Source organism: Flavobacteriales bacterium, from assembly GCA_016716605.1.
Lineage (GTDB): Bacteria > Bacteroidota > Bacteroidia > Flavobacteriales_F > PHOS-HE28 > PHOS-HE28.
The window spans coordinates 731,856-744,674 of record JADJWA010000001.1; the positions used below are offsets into that span (position 1 = coordinate 731,856).

General features: G+C 63.4%; 13 protein-coding genes. 8 read left to right on the plus strand and 5 right to left on the minus strand.

Features of this window, described 5'->3' with window-relative positions; translation table 11 throughout:
- Positions 1-110: 110 nt before the first annotated feature.
- Both gdhA and dprA read right to left on the minus strand, forming a co-directional pair.
- Positions 111-1,466 (minus strand): NADP-specific glutamate dehydrogenase, encoded by a 1,356-nt coding sequence (gene gdhA, locus IPM12_02875; GenBank protein ID MBK9146747.1) that lies wholly within the window; start codon positions 1,464-1,466, stop codon positions 111-113.
- Between the two features lie 168 nt (positions 1,467-1,634).
- Positions 1,635-2,741 carry a DNA-protecting protein DprA gene (gene dprA, locus IPM12_02880; GenBank protein MBK9146748.1) on the minus strand — a complete coding sequence of 369 codons (1,107 nt, stop codon included), beginning with the start codon at positions 2,739-2,741 and terminating at the stop codon, positions 1,635-1,637.
- 129 nt (positions 2,742-2,870) lie between these two features.
- On the opposite strand from dprA, the gene IPM12_02885 reads away from it, so the two are divergent.
- Genes IPM12_02885 through IPM12_02905 form a run of 5 tightly spaced genes read left to right on the plus strand, consistent with a single transcriptional unit; the run spans position 2,871 to position 8,221 of the window.
- Positions 2,871-5,285, plus strand: a complete 2,415-nt coding sequence (locus tag IPM12_02885; GenBank protein MBK9146749.1) for a TonB-dependent receptor — start codon at positions 2,871-2,873, stop codon at positions 5,283-5,285.
- A gap of 15 nt (positions 5,286-5,300) precedes the next feature.
- Positions 5,301-6,050: a 3-deoxy-manno-octulosonate cytidylyltransferase gene (kdsB, locus tag IPM12_02890; GenBank protein MBK9146750.1), complete on the plus strand. Its 750-nt coding sequence runs from the start codon at positions 5,301-5,303 to the stop codon at positions 6,048-6,050.
- 17 nt (positions 6,051-6,067) lie between these two features.
- Positions 6,068-7,126, plus strand: coding sequence for an SPOR domain-containing protein (locus IPM12_02895; GenBank protein ID MBK9146751.1), 1,059 nt, complete (start codon positions 6,068-6,070; stop codon positions 7,124-7,126).
- Between the two features lie 55 nt (positions 7,127-7,181).
- Entirely contained in the window at positions 7,182-7,574 is a 393-nt protein-coding gene (locus tag IPM12_02900; GenBank protein MBK9146752.1) for a hypothetical protein, read from the plus strand.
- A 5-nt stretch (positions 7,575-7,579) separates the two neighbouring features.
- Complete coding sequence (locus IPM12_02905; protein MBK9146753.1) at positions 7,580-8,221, plus strand: hypothetical protein; 642 nt, start codon at positions 7,580-7,582, stop codon at positions 8,219-8,221.
- Here IPM12_02905 and IPM12_02910 read toward each other — a convergent pair.
- On the minus strand, positions 8,206-8,805 hold the full coding sequence (locus IPM12_02910) for a CopD family protein (protein MBK9146754.1): 600 nt from the start codon (positions 8,803-8,805) through the stop codon (positions 8,206-8,208). The two genes, IPM12_02905 and IPM12_02910, sit on opposite strands and share 16 nt — an antisense overlap.
- A gap of 80 nt (positions 8,806-8,885) precedes the next feature.
- On the opposite strand from IPM12_02910, the gene IPM12_02915 reads away from it, so the two are divergent.
- Positions 8,886-9,401: an acyl-CoA thioesterase gene (locus IPM12_02915; GenBank protein MBK9146755.1), complete on the plus strand. Its 516-nt coding sequence runs from the start codon at positions 8,886-8,888 to the stop codon at positions 9,399-9,401.
- Here IPM12_02915 and IPM12_02920 read toward each other — a convergent pair whose 3' ends face one another.
- Together IPM12_02920 and IPM12_02925 are read right to left on the minus strand one after the other, a co-directional pair.
- Positions 9,402-9,764: a hypothetical protein gene (locus tag IPM12_02920; GenBank protein MBK9146756.1), complete on the minus strand. Its 363-nt coding sequence runs from the start codon at positions 9,762-9,764 to the stop codon at positions 9,402-9,404.
- Positions 9,761-10,738 (minus strand): glycosyltransferase family 9 protein, encoded by a 978-nt coding sequence (locus tag IPM12_02925; protein ID MBK9146757.1) that lies wholly within the window; start codon positions 10,736-10,738, stop codon positions 9,761-9,763. The genes IPM12_02920 and IPM12_02925 overlap by 4 nt, the downstream gene beginning before the upstream one ends.
- Before the next feature lie 189 nt (positions 10,739-10,927).
- On the opposite strand from IPM12_02925, the gene IPM12_02930 reads away from it, so the two are divergent.
- Positions 10,928-11,698: a TatD family hydrolase gene (locus IPM12_02930; protein MBK9146758.1), complete on the plus strand. Its 771-nt coding sequence runs from the start codon at positions 10,928-10,930 to the stop codon at positions 11,696-11,698.
- Complete coding sequence (locus IPM12_02935; protein MBK9146759.1) at positions 11,695-12,723, plus strand: type I asparaginase; 1,029 nt, start codon at positions 11,695-11,697, stop codon at positions 12,721-12,723. The genes IPM12_02930 and IPM12_02935 overlap by 4 nt, the downstream gene beginning before the upstream one ends.
- Positions 12,724-12,819: the final 96 nt, after the last annotated feature.

Sequence of the window (12,819 nt, forward strand, 5' to 3'; positions counted from 1 at the left end):
GCAATGCGCGCTATGGCGGCCGCACTGAGTTTCGACAGGCGCATTGGGATCCTGCCAACGAAGGAGCCCCGGCTCGCACCGGGGCTCCTCACGTTCGAAACTGCTCGCGCTTACACCACCCCCTGATCCAGCATCGCGTCGGCCACTTTCACGAAGCCGGCGATGTTGGCGCCCTTCACGTAGTTCACGCTCTTGCCCTCGGCGCCGTGCCTCACGCAGGCGGCGTGGATGTTCTTCATGATGCTGTGCAGGCGCTGATCCACCTCTTCGGCGGTCCAGCTCAGGCGCAGGCTGTTCTGGCTCATCTCCAGGCCGCTGGTGGCCACACCACCGGCGTTGCTGGCCTTGCCCGGGGCAAAGGCCACCTTGGCAGCGGCGAACACTTCGATCGCTTCAGGCGTGCTTGGCATGTTGGCGCCTTCGGCCACGTACTTCACGCCCTTCTTCACCAGGTCCTTCGCGTTCTTGCCATCGAGCTCGTTCTGCGTGGCGCAGGGCAGTGCCACATCGCACTTGGCCACCACGTCCCACACGCGCGCGCCCTTCCTGTAGGTGACGCCCTTGAACTTCTTCGCGTACTCCTCGATGCGGCCGCGCTTCACATTCTTCAGGTCCATGAGGAAGGCGAGCTTCTCGCCATTGATGCCGTTGGGATCGTGGATGCTGCCGTCGCTGTCGCTGGCGGTGACCACTTTGGCGCCGAGCTGCGTGGCCTTCTCAATGGCGTACTGCGCAACGTTGCCGCTGCCGCTCACCGCCACCGTCTTGCCCTTGAAGCTTGTCTTATTGTGCTTCATCATCTCCTCAGCGAAGTACACGCAACCGTAGCCGGTGGCTTCCGGGCGCATGAGCGAACCGCCCCAGGTGCGGCCCTTGCCGGTGAACACGCCGGTGAACTCGTTGCGCAAGCGCTTGTCCTGGCCGAACATGAAGCCGATCTCGCGTCCGCCCACGCCGATGTCGCCCGCGGGCACATCGGTGAACTGGCCCACGTGGCGCCACAATTCGGTCATGAAGCTCTGGCAGAAGCGCATCACTTCATTGTCGCTCTTTCCCTTCGGATCGAAGTCGCTGCCGCCCTTGCCGCCGCCCATGGGCAGCGTGGTGAGGCTGTTCTTGAAGGTCTGCTCGAAGCCCAGGAACTTCAGGATGCTGAGGTTCACGCTGGGGTGGAAGCGCAGGCCGCCCTTGTAGGGTCCGATGGCGCTGTTGAATTCGATGCGGAAGCCTCGGTTCACTTGGGTGTGGCCCTTGTCATCCACCCACGGCACACGGAAGATGATGGTGCGCTCGGGCTCCACCATGCGCTCCAGGAGCATCTTACCCTTGTACTTGGGGTTCGCTTCGATGAAAGGGATCACCATCTCGGCTACTTCGTGAACGGCCTGGAGGAATTCCGGCTCGTTGCCGTTGCGCTTCTTCACTTCGGCCATGAAGGCATCAACGGCCTTGTTCGACTTTGCCATCGGGATGTTTTGTTGGTGCTTTTGTTTAAGCGGCGGCAAATGTAGGTGGGGCTATGCAGGTTGAATGCAGGTTGAGGGTTGGTGGAGGTTGAAGGCGTTGCCCCCCAGCCCAGAGCACCAACTGGCGGCCTTGGCTCGTGCGCTGGGCCAACGCCCGGCCCTTCAACCTCAATTCACCTCATACACCTTCCCCGGAAGGCTCCTCACCGCCCCGCTGAACTCCATGTTGAGCAGCAGTCCGGCCACTTTGCCTTGTGGCCATTTGCTCTGCATGCAGAGGTCATCGATGCTGATCCTGCCCTTGGCCCTGATCAAATCCAACAACAACTGCTCATCGGGCATCAGTTCCGCGAAGAGCGCGGCTTGAACGGAAGCCTTCTTCTTCTTGGGCAGCCATTCCATCAGGGTGATCACATCCTTGGCGTTGTTCACCAGGGCCGCCTTGTTCTGCTGGATGAGCTTGTTGCAGCCTTCGCTCCGCGGGTCGGTGGGCCGGCCGGGAAAGGCGAAGACCTCGCGGTCGTAGCTGCTGGCGATGTCGGCGGTGATGAGGGAGCCGCCCTTGGGGCCGCTCTCCACCACGATGGTGCAATCGCTGAGGCCGGCGATCACGCGGTTGCGCGCGGGGAAATTGCCCGGTGCGAAGTGCGAGCCGCTGGGCAATTCGCTCACGAGCGCGCCGTGCTTCACCATGTCCTTGGCCGTGACGGCGTGGTCACCGGGGTAGAGCTTGTCCAATCCATGCGCCACACAGCCGATGGTGGGCAGGCCGTTCTTGATCGCATGCCGATGCGCCACGATGTCTATTCCGTAGGCGAGGCCGCTGACGATGGTGGCGTTCACCTCCTTCAACCCCTGCACGAGCTCCGCACAGAGCTGCTTGCCGGGCTCGGTGGGCGTGCGCGTCCCAACGATGCTCACCATGCGCGCATCGTCAAGGTCGGCATGGCCTTTCACGAAGAGGATCACCGGAGCATCCTCGCATTGCTTCAGGCGCTTCGGGTATTCCGCATCGAGGTAAAAGAGCATGCGGAGCCGGTGCTTTCGCACGTATTCCAGCTCCTTCTCGGCGGCTGGCAATACCTTCTTGTCGGTGATGGAGGCGATGAGCTTCGGCCCGATGCCGGGCACCTTCTCCAACGTGTTCTTCAGCTTCTTGTCCGTGAAGACGGGATCCACGCCGCCGCAATAGGCCACGAGGTTGCGCGCGTTCACCGGCCCGATGCCCTTGAGCATGCTCAGGGCGATGCGGTGGATGGACTCCTGATCGGTCATGGATTCAATTCGTGATGCCAATAGCGGAGTTCATCAGAGTGAGGTTCGCGCGTTCATCCCTTCCTCTACATTCGCCCGACCGCCGTGGTTCCTGTCGATCGCGGCGGCCCCAAGATCGCTGTACGCATGATGCGAAACACACTCGCCGCGCTCACGTTCGCTGCTTCCGTGCCATCGTTGGCCCAGGACGCCACGCTCACCGGCAAGGTCACCGATGCCAGCACGGGCGAGGCGCTCATCGGCGTGAACGTGACCTTCGCTCCCGGCAAGGGCGTGGCCACCGATGTGAACGGCAACTACCTCTTACCGATCCCGGCCGGGGCGGCGCGCATCACCTTCAGCTACGTGGGCTACGCCACGCGCACCGAAGCCATCACCCTGGCCACCGGTGAGCAACGTGAATTGAGCATGAAGCTCGCGGCAGGCAACGCGCAGCTCGAGACGGTGGTGATCAGCGGCGGCCGCTACGAGCAGCGCATCGGCGAGGTCACCCAATCGCTCAGCGTGCTGCGGCCAGACCTGATCGTGAACAAGAACGTGGTGAGCCTGGAACAGGCGCTCGATCAAGTGCCGGGCGTGGTGATCGTGGATGAGGAGCCGCAGATCCGCGCAGGCAGCGGCTTCAGCTACGGAGCAGGCAGCCGCGTGATGGTGCTGGTGGACGACATCCCGATCCTCAGCGGCGACATCGGCCGGCCCAATTGGTCCTTCCTGCCGATCGAGAACCTGGAGCAGGTGGAAGTGATCAAGGGGGCTTCATCCGTGCTCTATGGCAGCGCGGCGCTCAGCGGCGTGATCAATGTGCGCACCGCCTACCCGCGCGCCGAGCCGCGCACGCGCGCCACGCTCTTTAGCGGCGTGTACGACACCCCGGGGCATGCACCCGCCAAATGGTGGGACCAGAACAACCCGGGCATCAGCGGCGCCAGCTTCTACCACAGCCAGCAATTCGGGCAGCTCGATGTGGTGTTCGGGGGCAATGGCGTCACGGATCAGGGTTTTGTGGGACCCGAGCCACTGCCTGCCGACACCATCGCCGCCGACCCCTATCGCATCGGCCCCGGCGGCTACGACCACCGCGCGCGATTCAACGCCAACCTGCGCTGGCGCAGCAAGAGCAGGCCCGGCCTCACCTTCGGCGTGAACGGCAATGCACAGAAAGGCAAGAGCACGAGCGTCTTCATCTGGAACGATACGGACCGTGGGCTCTTCCGGCCCTTCCCCGGCACGGTCACGCGCACCAAGGCCACGCAGTACTACATCGACCCCTTCGTCACCTACACGGGCGAGGGAGGCACGCGCCATAGCCTGCGCACGCGCCATCACAGGCAGATCTTCGACAACGACAACGGCCAGAGCAACAGCAACGCCACCTGGCATGCCGAGTACCAGGTGCAGCAGAAAGTGGATCTGCTAGGCGAGACCAACTTCACCGGCGGCCTGCTGCTGCGCGATGTGGTCAGCACCGCCGAATTGTATCGCGGCAACGCCGATGGCAACGACCGGAACCGGGCGCGCAACCTCGCAGGCTACCTGCAAGTGGACAAGAAGCTCCTGAAAGAGAAGCTCGCGCTCAGCGGCGGCGTGCGCTACGAGCAGTTCATCGTGAACGATGCCGATGCCGCGCAGCCCGTATTCGGCGCCGGCGCCACCTATCAAGCCATGCGCGCTACTTTCATCCGCGCCAGCTACGGCCAGGGGTTCCGTTACCCCACTATCGGGGAGCGCTTCATCAGCACCAGTGTGGGCCGGCTGAATGTGTTCCCGAACCCCGACCTGAGACCCGAGCGCTCGTGGAATGCGGAAGCAGGCCTGAAGCAAGGCTTCAAGATCGGCGGCTTCATGGGCTATGTGGACGCTGTAGTGTTCCAGCAGGACTACCAGGACTATGTGGAGTTCACCTTCGGGCAATGGAAGCCGTTCACGCTGGGGAATGCCGTGGATGAGTTCTTCGGGCTCGGCTTCAAGAGCGTCAATACGGGCCGGGCGCGCGTAACAGGCTACGAATTGGAGCTGGCGGGCAAAGGGAAGATCAAGGCCGTGGAGATCACTGCCCTGCTGGGCTGGACATCAACCAATCCGATCAGCACCACGCCGGATGAGGTGTATGCCATCCCGCCGGACAATCCCATACGGATCATTCCTGCCTCGACCTACACCAATACGAGCTACAACCCGGACGGGAACATCCTCAAGTTCCGCATCCAGCGGACTTTCCGCAGCGACATCCAGCTGCAGTACCGCAAGGTGCTCGCGGGCTTCAGCGTGCGCTACAACAGCCACGTGCGCAACATCGACAAGGCCTTCGTTGACTTGGACGCCGGTCCGCCCGATCCGGACGAACTCCCCACCGGCATCACCGGCTGGATGGAGCGCAACCGCACGGGAACCTGGATCGTGGACGTGCGCGCGGGGCTTGAGCTCACCAAGCAGCTGCGCGCCACGGTTGTGGTGAACAACCTCAGCAACGAGGTGTATTCGCTGCGCCCCTTGAGCATCGAAGCGCCGCGCACCGTGCAGGTGCAGTTGACCGCGACCATGTAAAGCACCCCTCCGCGCATGCGCATCCTTGGCGTGATCCCCGCCCGCTACGCCAGCACGCGCCTGCCGGGCAAGCCGCTGGTCGACATCGGCGGCACCAGCATGGTGATGCGCGTGGTGGAGCAGGCACGGCGCTCCTCTTCACTCGATCGGGTGATCGTGGCTACCGATGATGCCCGCGTGCTCGATCATGCAGCGGCGCATGGCGGCGAATGCGTGATGACCTCACCGGACCATCCGACCGGAACCGATCGCTGCTACGAGGCGCTCAACATCGTCGGCCGGGGTCGCTACGATGCCGTGGTGAACATCCAGGGCGATGAGCCTTTCATCGTCCCCCAGCAGATCGATGAGCTGTGCCTTGCGCTGCGCAAGGCCCCAAGCGGAATCGCCACGCTCGCGCAAGTGGTCACCGATGATCGCGACCTCGACGACCCCGGCGAAGTGCTGATCACGGCCGATGTGAACATGGACGCGCTCTACTTCAGCCGGGCCGCCATTCCTTTCCTCAGGGATGTTGATGCCGGACCCCGGCATGCACGTTTCCGCTACCTGAAGCACGTGGGCCTTTATGGATTCAGTGCGGAGGTGCTCGAGAAATTGGTGGAGCTCGCGCCGTCATCATTGGAGAAGGCCGAAGCCTTGGAGCAATTGCGCTGGGTGGAGAACGGCTACAGGGTGCGAATCGGCCTCACGGAACATCCTTCGTTCTGCGTCGATACACCCGCTGATCTGGAAGAAGCGCGCCATAGGGCGGCATCGCTCTAGATTTGGCCTCGCTTCCCATGGGCCTCGAGCGCGACCTGCACGACCTCCTGTTCTGCCACGATTGCGTGATTGTGCCGCAGTGGGGCGGTTTCCTCACCCACTACCGGCCCGCCCGTCTCGATGAGGCCCGCAAGCTCATCCACCCGCCCAGCAAGGACCTGAGCTTCAACCGCCACTTGGTGCGCAATGATGGCCTGCTGGCTGATCATCTGGCAAGGCGCGAGGGCCTCGCCTTCGATAAAGCGAGCGCGCGGATCGATTCCGAGGTGGCCTCCTGGCGCCTTGCGCTGGACCGCAGCGGCCGATTGGAACTGCCCAGCATCGGCATCTTTTACCGCGATGCCGAGCACAACCTTCAATTCGACCCGGACCGCCGCACGAACTACCTGCGCGACGCCTACGGTTTGAGGCCTTTGGCTGCCATCGCTGTGGAGCAAGCCCGTCCGCAACCCGTGGTGGTGCCCATCACCAGGAAAACGGCTGAGGGCTTGGCCACGCGCAAGCGGCCCTACCTGGCCTGGGCTGCAGCCAGCGTGGGAATCCTGCTCATCGGCGGGGCCGCCATCTGGGTATTCCTTCAACCACCGAACAGGCACGCGCAATGGAGCGGATGGTCCCTGCTGAAAGGCGGATCATCCCAAGGATACACGGCTCCGTCACAGGCTGGATTCCTGCCGGTCGAGACCCATGGGCCCTTCCTGCTTCCCGAAGCCGATTCAGGGGTGCATGAAACCGTGCTCGATGCGGAGAACGATGTGCGGTTGAAGGTCGATTGGGGACGGCCCGCGCCGGCGCCAGCCGCTGCGGACACCACCCACGTGGCGCTGAAGCCGGCCCGCTCCGATGATGCCGCACTACGCTACCATGTGGTGGGCGGCTGCTTCGCGCAACCGGAGAACGCGGACAAGATGCTGGGCGATCTGCTGACCAAAGGATACCCGGCGCGCCGCCTTCGCCAGCGCGGCGAATTGCACCCCGTGGCGATCGGCAGTTACGCCACGCGCGCCGAAGCGCTCGCCATGCTGCAAACCGTGCGCACCGGTGATGGCCGCGCCGCGTGGCTGCTCGTCCGCTGACCCTCCGCTGCCCTTCACAGCACCATAGCTTCGCCCCCCCTTTTCGCGAACGGCCATGCATGCGGTAGAATTGGAGTCTTGCACAGTGACCTTCATCGATGAGGACATCGTGCACACGCACTTCAAGGACGACCATTTGGTCAGTCTGCAGGATGTGCACGCCATGTTCGATGCCATCGCGGCAGAGCGCTCAGGGCGCAAGGTGCTGCTGATGGTGAGCGTGGGCCTGAACACCACCATGAGCAACGAGGCGCGAGGCTATGCGGCGCAGTCGCCCGAATCGAACCAGCATATCGCCGCCGATGCGATCATCGTGCGCGACTTCGGCCACCAGCTCGCCGCCAACGTCTTCGTGCGCCACCACAAGCCCGGTCGCCCCATCCAGATGTTCCCCGACCGCGACACCGCGCTGGAATGGCTCAGCGCGCAACGCCACCTCATCCATTGAACCGCATGCTCACACGTTTCCTCCCGCTGGCGCTGATTGCCGGACTGGCCCTCCCGCTCAACGCGCAAGTGCTTTCCGCACCTGAGCGGACGCTTCGCGCAGGCAAGGCTGAAGCCACCTGCCTGGCGGTGGCACCCAAGGGCGACCGGATCCTGGTTGGCCTTAACAAAGGTGCCGAACTCATCGACCTGGAGAGCGGCAAGCGGCTGCTCACCCTGCCATACAACGAAGATGGCAGCATGGTGGCCTATTACTGCGCATTCAATGACAACGGAGAATACGCCGTGCTCATCGGGCATAGCGGCAAACGCGTCGTGTACAGCATGAAGGACGGCAAGCCGCAGCCTTCCTTGCAGCAGCACCGCTGGGTGCCCGATCCGCGCACCACGAAAGGCATGGGCCTCGATATGAGTAACAGCACCTTCGATCGCTATTACCAGCAGAGCGAGCTGAAGGAGGGCGCCTACACCTACCGCAGCGTGAAGGATGGCGCCGTTGAAGTGGTCGATGGCGAAGGAAAGACCATGCAGACCCTGGGCTTCCCGGAGAACAAGGACCAGCACCACCGCGCGCCGCTGCTTCGCTGGCAGGAGTGGCTGCTGGTGGGCACAGACGATGGCCGCGTGCTCTTCTACAAACTGCCCTGATCCTTCGTGCCGGAGGCTGCGCCGGGTCTCTGCTCAGTTGAAGCGGCGCCACGCATCTTCATTACGGCGTAGCCGATCACCGCGCCCAGCACCAGCAGGCCCAATGCGCCCCAGGTCCAGCTGAGCCGATCACGGAAAACCATGGTGGCCAGCAAAGCCACCAGCAAGGCCCAGGTGCCCTGCCCGAACAGCCACAGTACCGGTCCTGACCAGTTGAGCGATGCGCTTTGCAGTCGCACCTGCACACGATGGATGAGCAACTGGTACACCACCAGCAGCGCCACCAGGCCGAGCTTCAGGTGCATGAAGGGCGATTTCAGCAGCGCGGGCATCTGCACCAACTGCCAGATCCCGAAGAGCACAAGCAGGATCAAGGCGGGCCACGCAAGGCCGTAAAGGACCCGGCGCTCCATACGGATGAAACGCTGATGAAGCAATCCGCGCTCCGGCTCCCAGAGCTTCAATGCGGCACGGTGCGCATTGGATAAGCGTGCGAGATGGAAAGCCGCGGCGAACCATGCGATCAGCGCGATCAGGTGCAGCAGCTTGAGCAGGGGCAGCAGGATGGGGGCTTGTTCGGGCATGAGCGAAAAGTACGCGTACCAAGGCGCCTACCTTCGCGCGCCATCGCCGAAGCGCACGATCGCGAAGGCGAGCACCGCACATGAACCGCGCCTCACGCCCCATCAGCGACAGCTACTCCGAGACCACGCATGTGGTGCTGCCCAATGACACCAACACCCTCGGGAACCTCTTCGGAGGGCGGCTGCTGCAATGGCTCGACATCAGCTGCGCCATCAGCGCGCACCGGCACTGCAAGCGCACCGTGGTCACCGTGGCCGTGAACCACGTGGGCTTCGACCGGCCCATCAAGCTCGGCGACTTCGTCACCATCCGCAGCCACGTGAGCCGTGCCTTCGGCAGCAGCATGGAAGTGTGGAGCGATGTTTCCGTAGAGGACCAAGTGACCGGAGAGAAGATCCCGTGCAACAGCGCCATCTACACCTTCGTGGCGGTGGATCACGCGGGGAGGCCCATGCAGGTGCCTGAGGCCGAGCCCACCAACGATGAGGAGCGCCGCCGTTACGATGGCGCGCTTCGGCGCAGGCAATTGCGGCTCATCCTCAGCAACAAGATGAAGCCCGAGGAGGCCACGGAGCTGAAGAAGCTCTTCAGTTGATTACAGCCCTTCGTCCAAACTGAGCCCATCGAATAGCTCGCCCGTTGCGGTATCGTGCCCGCGCAATCCGAGTTGCCGAAGCAAGGCTCCGATGCACGCCGCGCTCTGCTCGCCGCCGTGCACATGCGCCACCATATAGCGCACCTGCGTGGCGTCCTCCATGTGCAGCTGGAAGCTGACGTCGATGTCATCGCCCTTGGCGAAGAGCCAATCGCTGTCCACTTGGTCGATGAAGGGAATGGCCTCGCGGATACGGGCGATCAGCTCGTCGCGATTGCCAATGGGCTTCGGGCGGAATGCATCCGGCACATCATTGATCGACGGCACATCGGGGAAGTCCTGGATGAAGATGTCCCAGCTCATGCGTTGACGAGTTCAGCGATGCGGTGAAGGTCCTGCTTCTCCATGCACCGGAAGTGGCCCTTGGGGCATCGGTCATGGCCGATCTTGCTGCACGGGCGGCAGGACAGGTCCGGTACCTCACTGATCATGGCCCGTTCCGGATGCTCCGGCTGATAAGGCCCCATGCCGAATTGCGGCACCGTGTTTCCCCAGACGCTTACCACCGGCTTGTTGAATGCGCAGGCGATGTGCATGGCACCGCTGTCGTGGGCGATCATGCTCCGTGCCTGCTTGATCAACGAAGCGCTTCCCAGGATGTCATAGCGGCCTGTGGCATCGAAGGCTCGCCCACCGATGGCATCACCGATCATGCGCGCCAAGGCTTGGTCCTCCTTGCCGCCGATGAGCACGATGGGGCCGTCGATCAAGCGTGCGAGCTCGATGAGCTTGTGCTGGGGAAGCCGTTTGGTGGCGTGCGCCGCACCGATCGCGAGCGCCGTGTATCCGGATTGATGCGATGGGGGCAGCGAGGCGAGGGGCACCTCGCACTCGGCGGGGATGAAAAGCTCCAAGCCCTTGCCGTCGTTCTTCACCCCGAGGTGCGCTACGGCGCTCATGTAGCGATCTACGATGTGGATCCTCGGCATGCGGTCGATGCGCAGGTTCACCAGCAACCACTTCTCGATGTTGAGCTTGGGGAAGCTGTGCGCGGGCACGCCGAGCGCACGCTTGATCCGGGCCGTGCGCAGGTTATGGTGCAGGTCGATCACGGCATCGAAGCGCTCGGCCTTCAATCGCAAGGTCAGCTCCCCCAGGTCGTCGCCCAGCTCATGCACCCTGCTCACATGCGGATTGAATCGCACCAGGTCGGCGAAGGCGCTTTTGGTGGTGACATGGATCTCCGCATCCTTTAGCTGCTCCTTGGCGCAGCGCAGCACCGGGCTGGTGAGCACGATGTCACCAATGGAGGAAAACCTCAGGATTAGGAGCTTCATCGGGTGCGAAGTTGGGGGTTGAGGGTTGTTGCCAACGCACTGGCCTCTGCCGCAGGCTCAGGGCTGATGACGGTTGCAGGTTGGCCGCGACCTTTGTGCCCAACTCGTCAATCAAGGCATTCAACCCCCAACCTGCTTTCCATCAACCCGTCATCCCGGCCTTGAGCCAGGACAACCCGCAACCTGCGCTTGGAACTGATCGACACCCACGCCCATCTCTACAGCACCAAGTTCGATGCGGACCGCGAGGCCATGCTCCAGCGCGCGGCCGAGGCCGGTGTCTCGAGGCTCTTCCTGCCGAACGTGGACCACGAGAGCATCGCCGGCATGGATGCGCTCGTAGCCGCGCACCCCGATCGCTGTTTCGCCATGATGGGACTGCACCCGTGCCATGTGGGTGAGGACAATGCCGCCGCGATGGAAGAGGTGGAGCGCTTGCTGCGCACCGGTCGCTATTGCGCGGTGGGTGAGATCGGCATCGACCTGTACTGGGATAAGACCTTCCTCGCGCAGCAGCAGGAGGTGTTCCGTCAGCAGGTGCGCTGGGCGAAGGAGCTGCGCTTGCCGATCGCCATCCATTGCCGGGAGAGCTTTATTGAGGTGCTCGCCATCGTGGAGGAGGAGAATGACGATTCTCTCACCGGCGTGTTCCATTGCTTCACCGGAAGTGCGGAACAAGCGCTGCGCGTGATCGCATTGAAGGGCTTTTATCTTGGCATCGGCGGCGTGGTCACTTACCCGAAGGGCGGCTTGTTCGAGACCCTGCGCGAAGTGGGCGCTGCGCATTGCGTGCTGGAGACCGATGCGCCCTACCTCGCACCCGTGCCCTACCGTGGCAAGCGCAACGAGCCCGGCTACCTCGCGTACATCGCCGCCAAGCTCGCGGAGGCCACGGGCCTTCCGGTGGAAGAGATCGCCGCGATCACCACGCGGAACGCCAATCTACTTTTCCGGCGATGAGCGCTTCCGTCCTCCTGATCTACACCGGCGGCACCATCGGCATGCTCGCCGATCCGCGCACCGGGGAACTGCGCCCCATGGACCTTGCCCACCTCGAAGAGCAGGTGCCCGAACTGGCGCGCATCGGTGTGCGATTGGGCGCCACCACCTTTGAGCAGCCCATCGACAGCAGCGACATGCGGCCGGCGGACTGGGTGCGCATCGCGCGGATCATCGGCGAATCCTACGACCGCTACGACGGCTTCGTGGTGCTGCACGGCAGCGATACCATGGCCTACACCGCAAGCGCGTTGAGCTTTCTGCTGGAAGGACTGAGCAAGCCCGTGATCCTCACTGGATCGCAATTGCCCATCGGCACCATCCGCACCGATGCCAAGGAGAACCTGATCACCGCCATCGAGATCGCCGCCGCCAAGGATGAACAGGGTCGTGCGATGGTGCCCGAAGTGGCCGTGTACTTCGAGTACCGCTTGATGCGCGGCAACCGAACGGTGAAGGTGCATGCCGAGCGCTTCGAGGCCTTCCGCTCCCCGAATTGGCCAGCACTGGCAGAGGCCGGTGTTCACCTGCGCTATGACCGCTCCGCGATCCTGCTGAACCGCAGCGGGCCGCTCAAGGTGCACGAGCGAGTCGATGCCCGGGTGGGGGTGATCCGCTTATTCCCGGGGATCTCCGCGGAATGGGTGACGCATGCCTTGGGCACGCCCGGCCTGCGCGCGGCGCTGCTCACCACCTTCGGCAGCGGCAATGGCCCCACCGAACCGGAATTCATAGGGGCCCTGCGCAACGCGCGTGAGCGGGGCCTCCAACTGCTCAACGTGACCCAATGCGTGGGCGGCCGGGTGGAGCAAGGCCGTTATGTGACCAGCCGTGCGTTCGTAGAGCTCGGCGTGATTCCCTGTGCCGACATGACCGTGGAGGCCACGCTTGCCAAGGCCATGTTCCTGCTCTCCATGGAGCAGCCTGCGGAGGCCTTCGCCCAACGAATGGCGGCACCGATCGCCGGCGAGTTGACGTTGGGGTAACATGCCAGCCCTTCCGCTCGCTGCCTATCCTGCGCCACTTCCTGTGCAGCCCTTGCAGCACAAGTCGGATTGCTACCTTGGCCGCCCTTCGGAAAG

Coding starts and splice junctions, on each gene's coding strand:
- IPM12_02895 (MBK9146751.1), top strand. CDS start 6,068: ATGGGCCTCGAGCGCGACCTGCACGACCTCCTGTTCTGCCACGATTGC.
- gdhA (MBK9146747.1), bottom strand. CDS start 1,466: ATGGCAAAGTCGAACAAGGCCGTTGATGCCTTCATGGCCGAAGTGAAG.
- kdsB (MBK9146750.1), top strand. CDS start 5,301: ATGCGCATCCTTGGCGTGATCCCCGCCCGCTACGCCAGCACGCGCCTG.
- IPM12_02920 (MBK9146756.1), bottom strand. CDS start 9,764: ATGAGCTGGGACATCTTCATCCAGGACTTCCCCGATGTGCCGTCGATC.
- IPM12_02900 (MBK9146752.1), top strand. CDS start 7,182: ATGCATGCGGTAGAATTGGAGTCTTGCACAGTGACCTTCATCGATGAG.
- IPM12_02910 (MBK9146754.1), bottom strand. CDS start 8,805: ATGCCCGAACAAGCCCCCATCCTGCTGCCCCTGCTCAAGCTGCTGCAC.
- IPM12_02905 (MBK9146753.1), top strand. CDS start 7,580: ATGCTCACACGTTTCCTCCCGCTGGCGCTGATTGCCGGACTGGCCCTC.
- dprA (MBK9146748.1), bottom strand. CDS start 2,741: ATGACCGATCAGGAGTCCATCCACCGCATCGCCCTGAGCATGCTCAAG.
- IPM12_02925 (MBK9146757.1), bottom strand. CDS start 10,738: ATGAAGCTCCTAATCCTGAGGTTTTCCTCCATTGGTGACATCGTGCTC.
- IPM12_02935 (MBK9146759.1), top strand. CDS start 11,695: ATGAGCGCTTCCGTCCTCCTGATCTACACCGGCGGCACCATCGGCATG.
- IPM12_02915 (MBK9146755.1), top strand. CDS start 8,886: ATGAACCGCGCCTCACGCCCCATCAGCGACAGCTACTCCGAGACCACG.
- IPM12_02885 (MBK9146749.1), top strand. CDS start 2,871: ATGCGAAACACACTCGCCGCGCTCACGTTCGCTGCTTCCGTGCCATCG.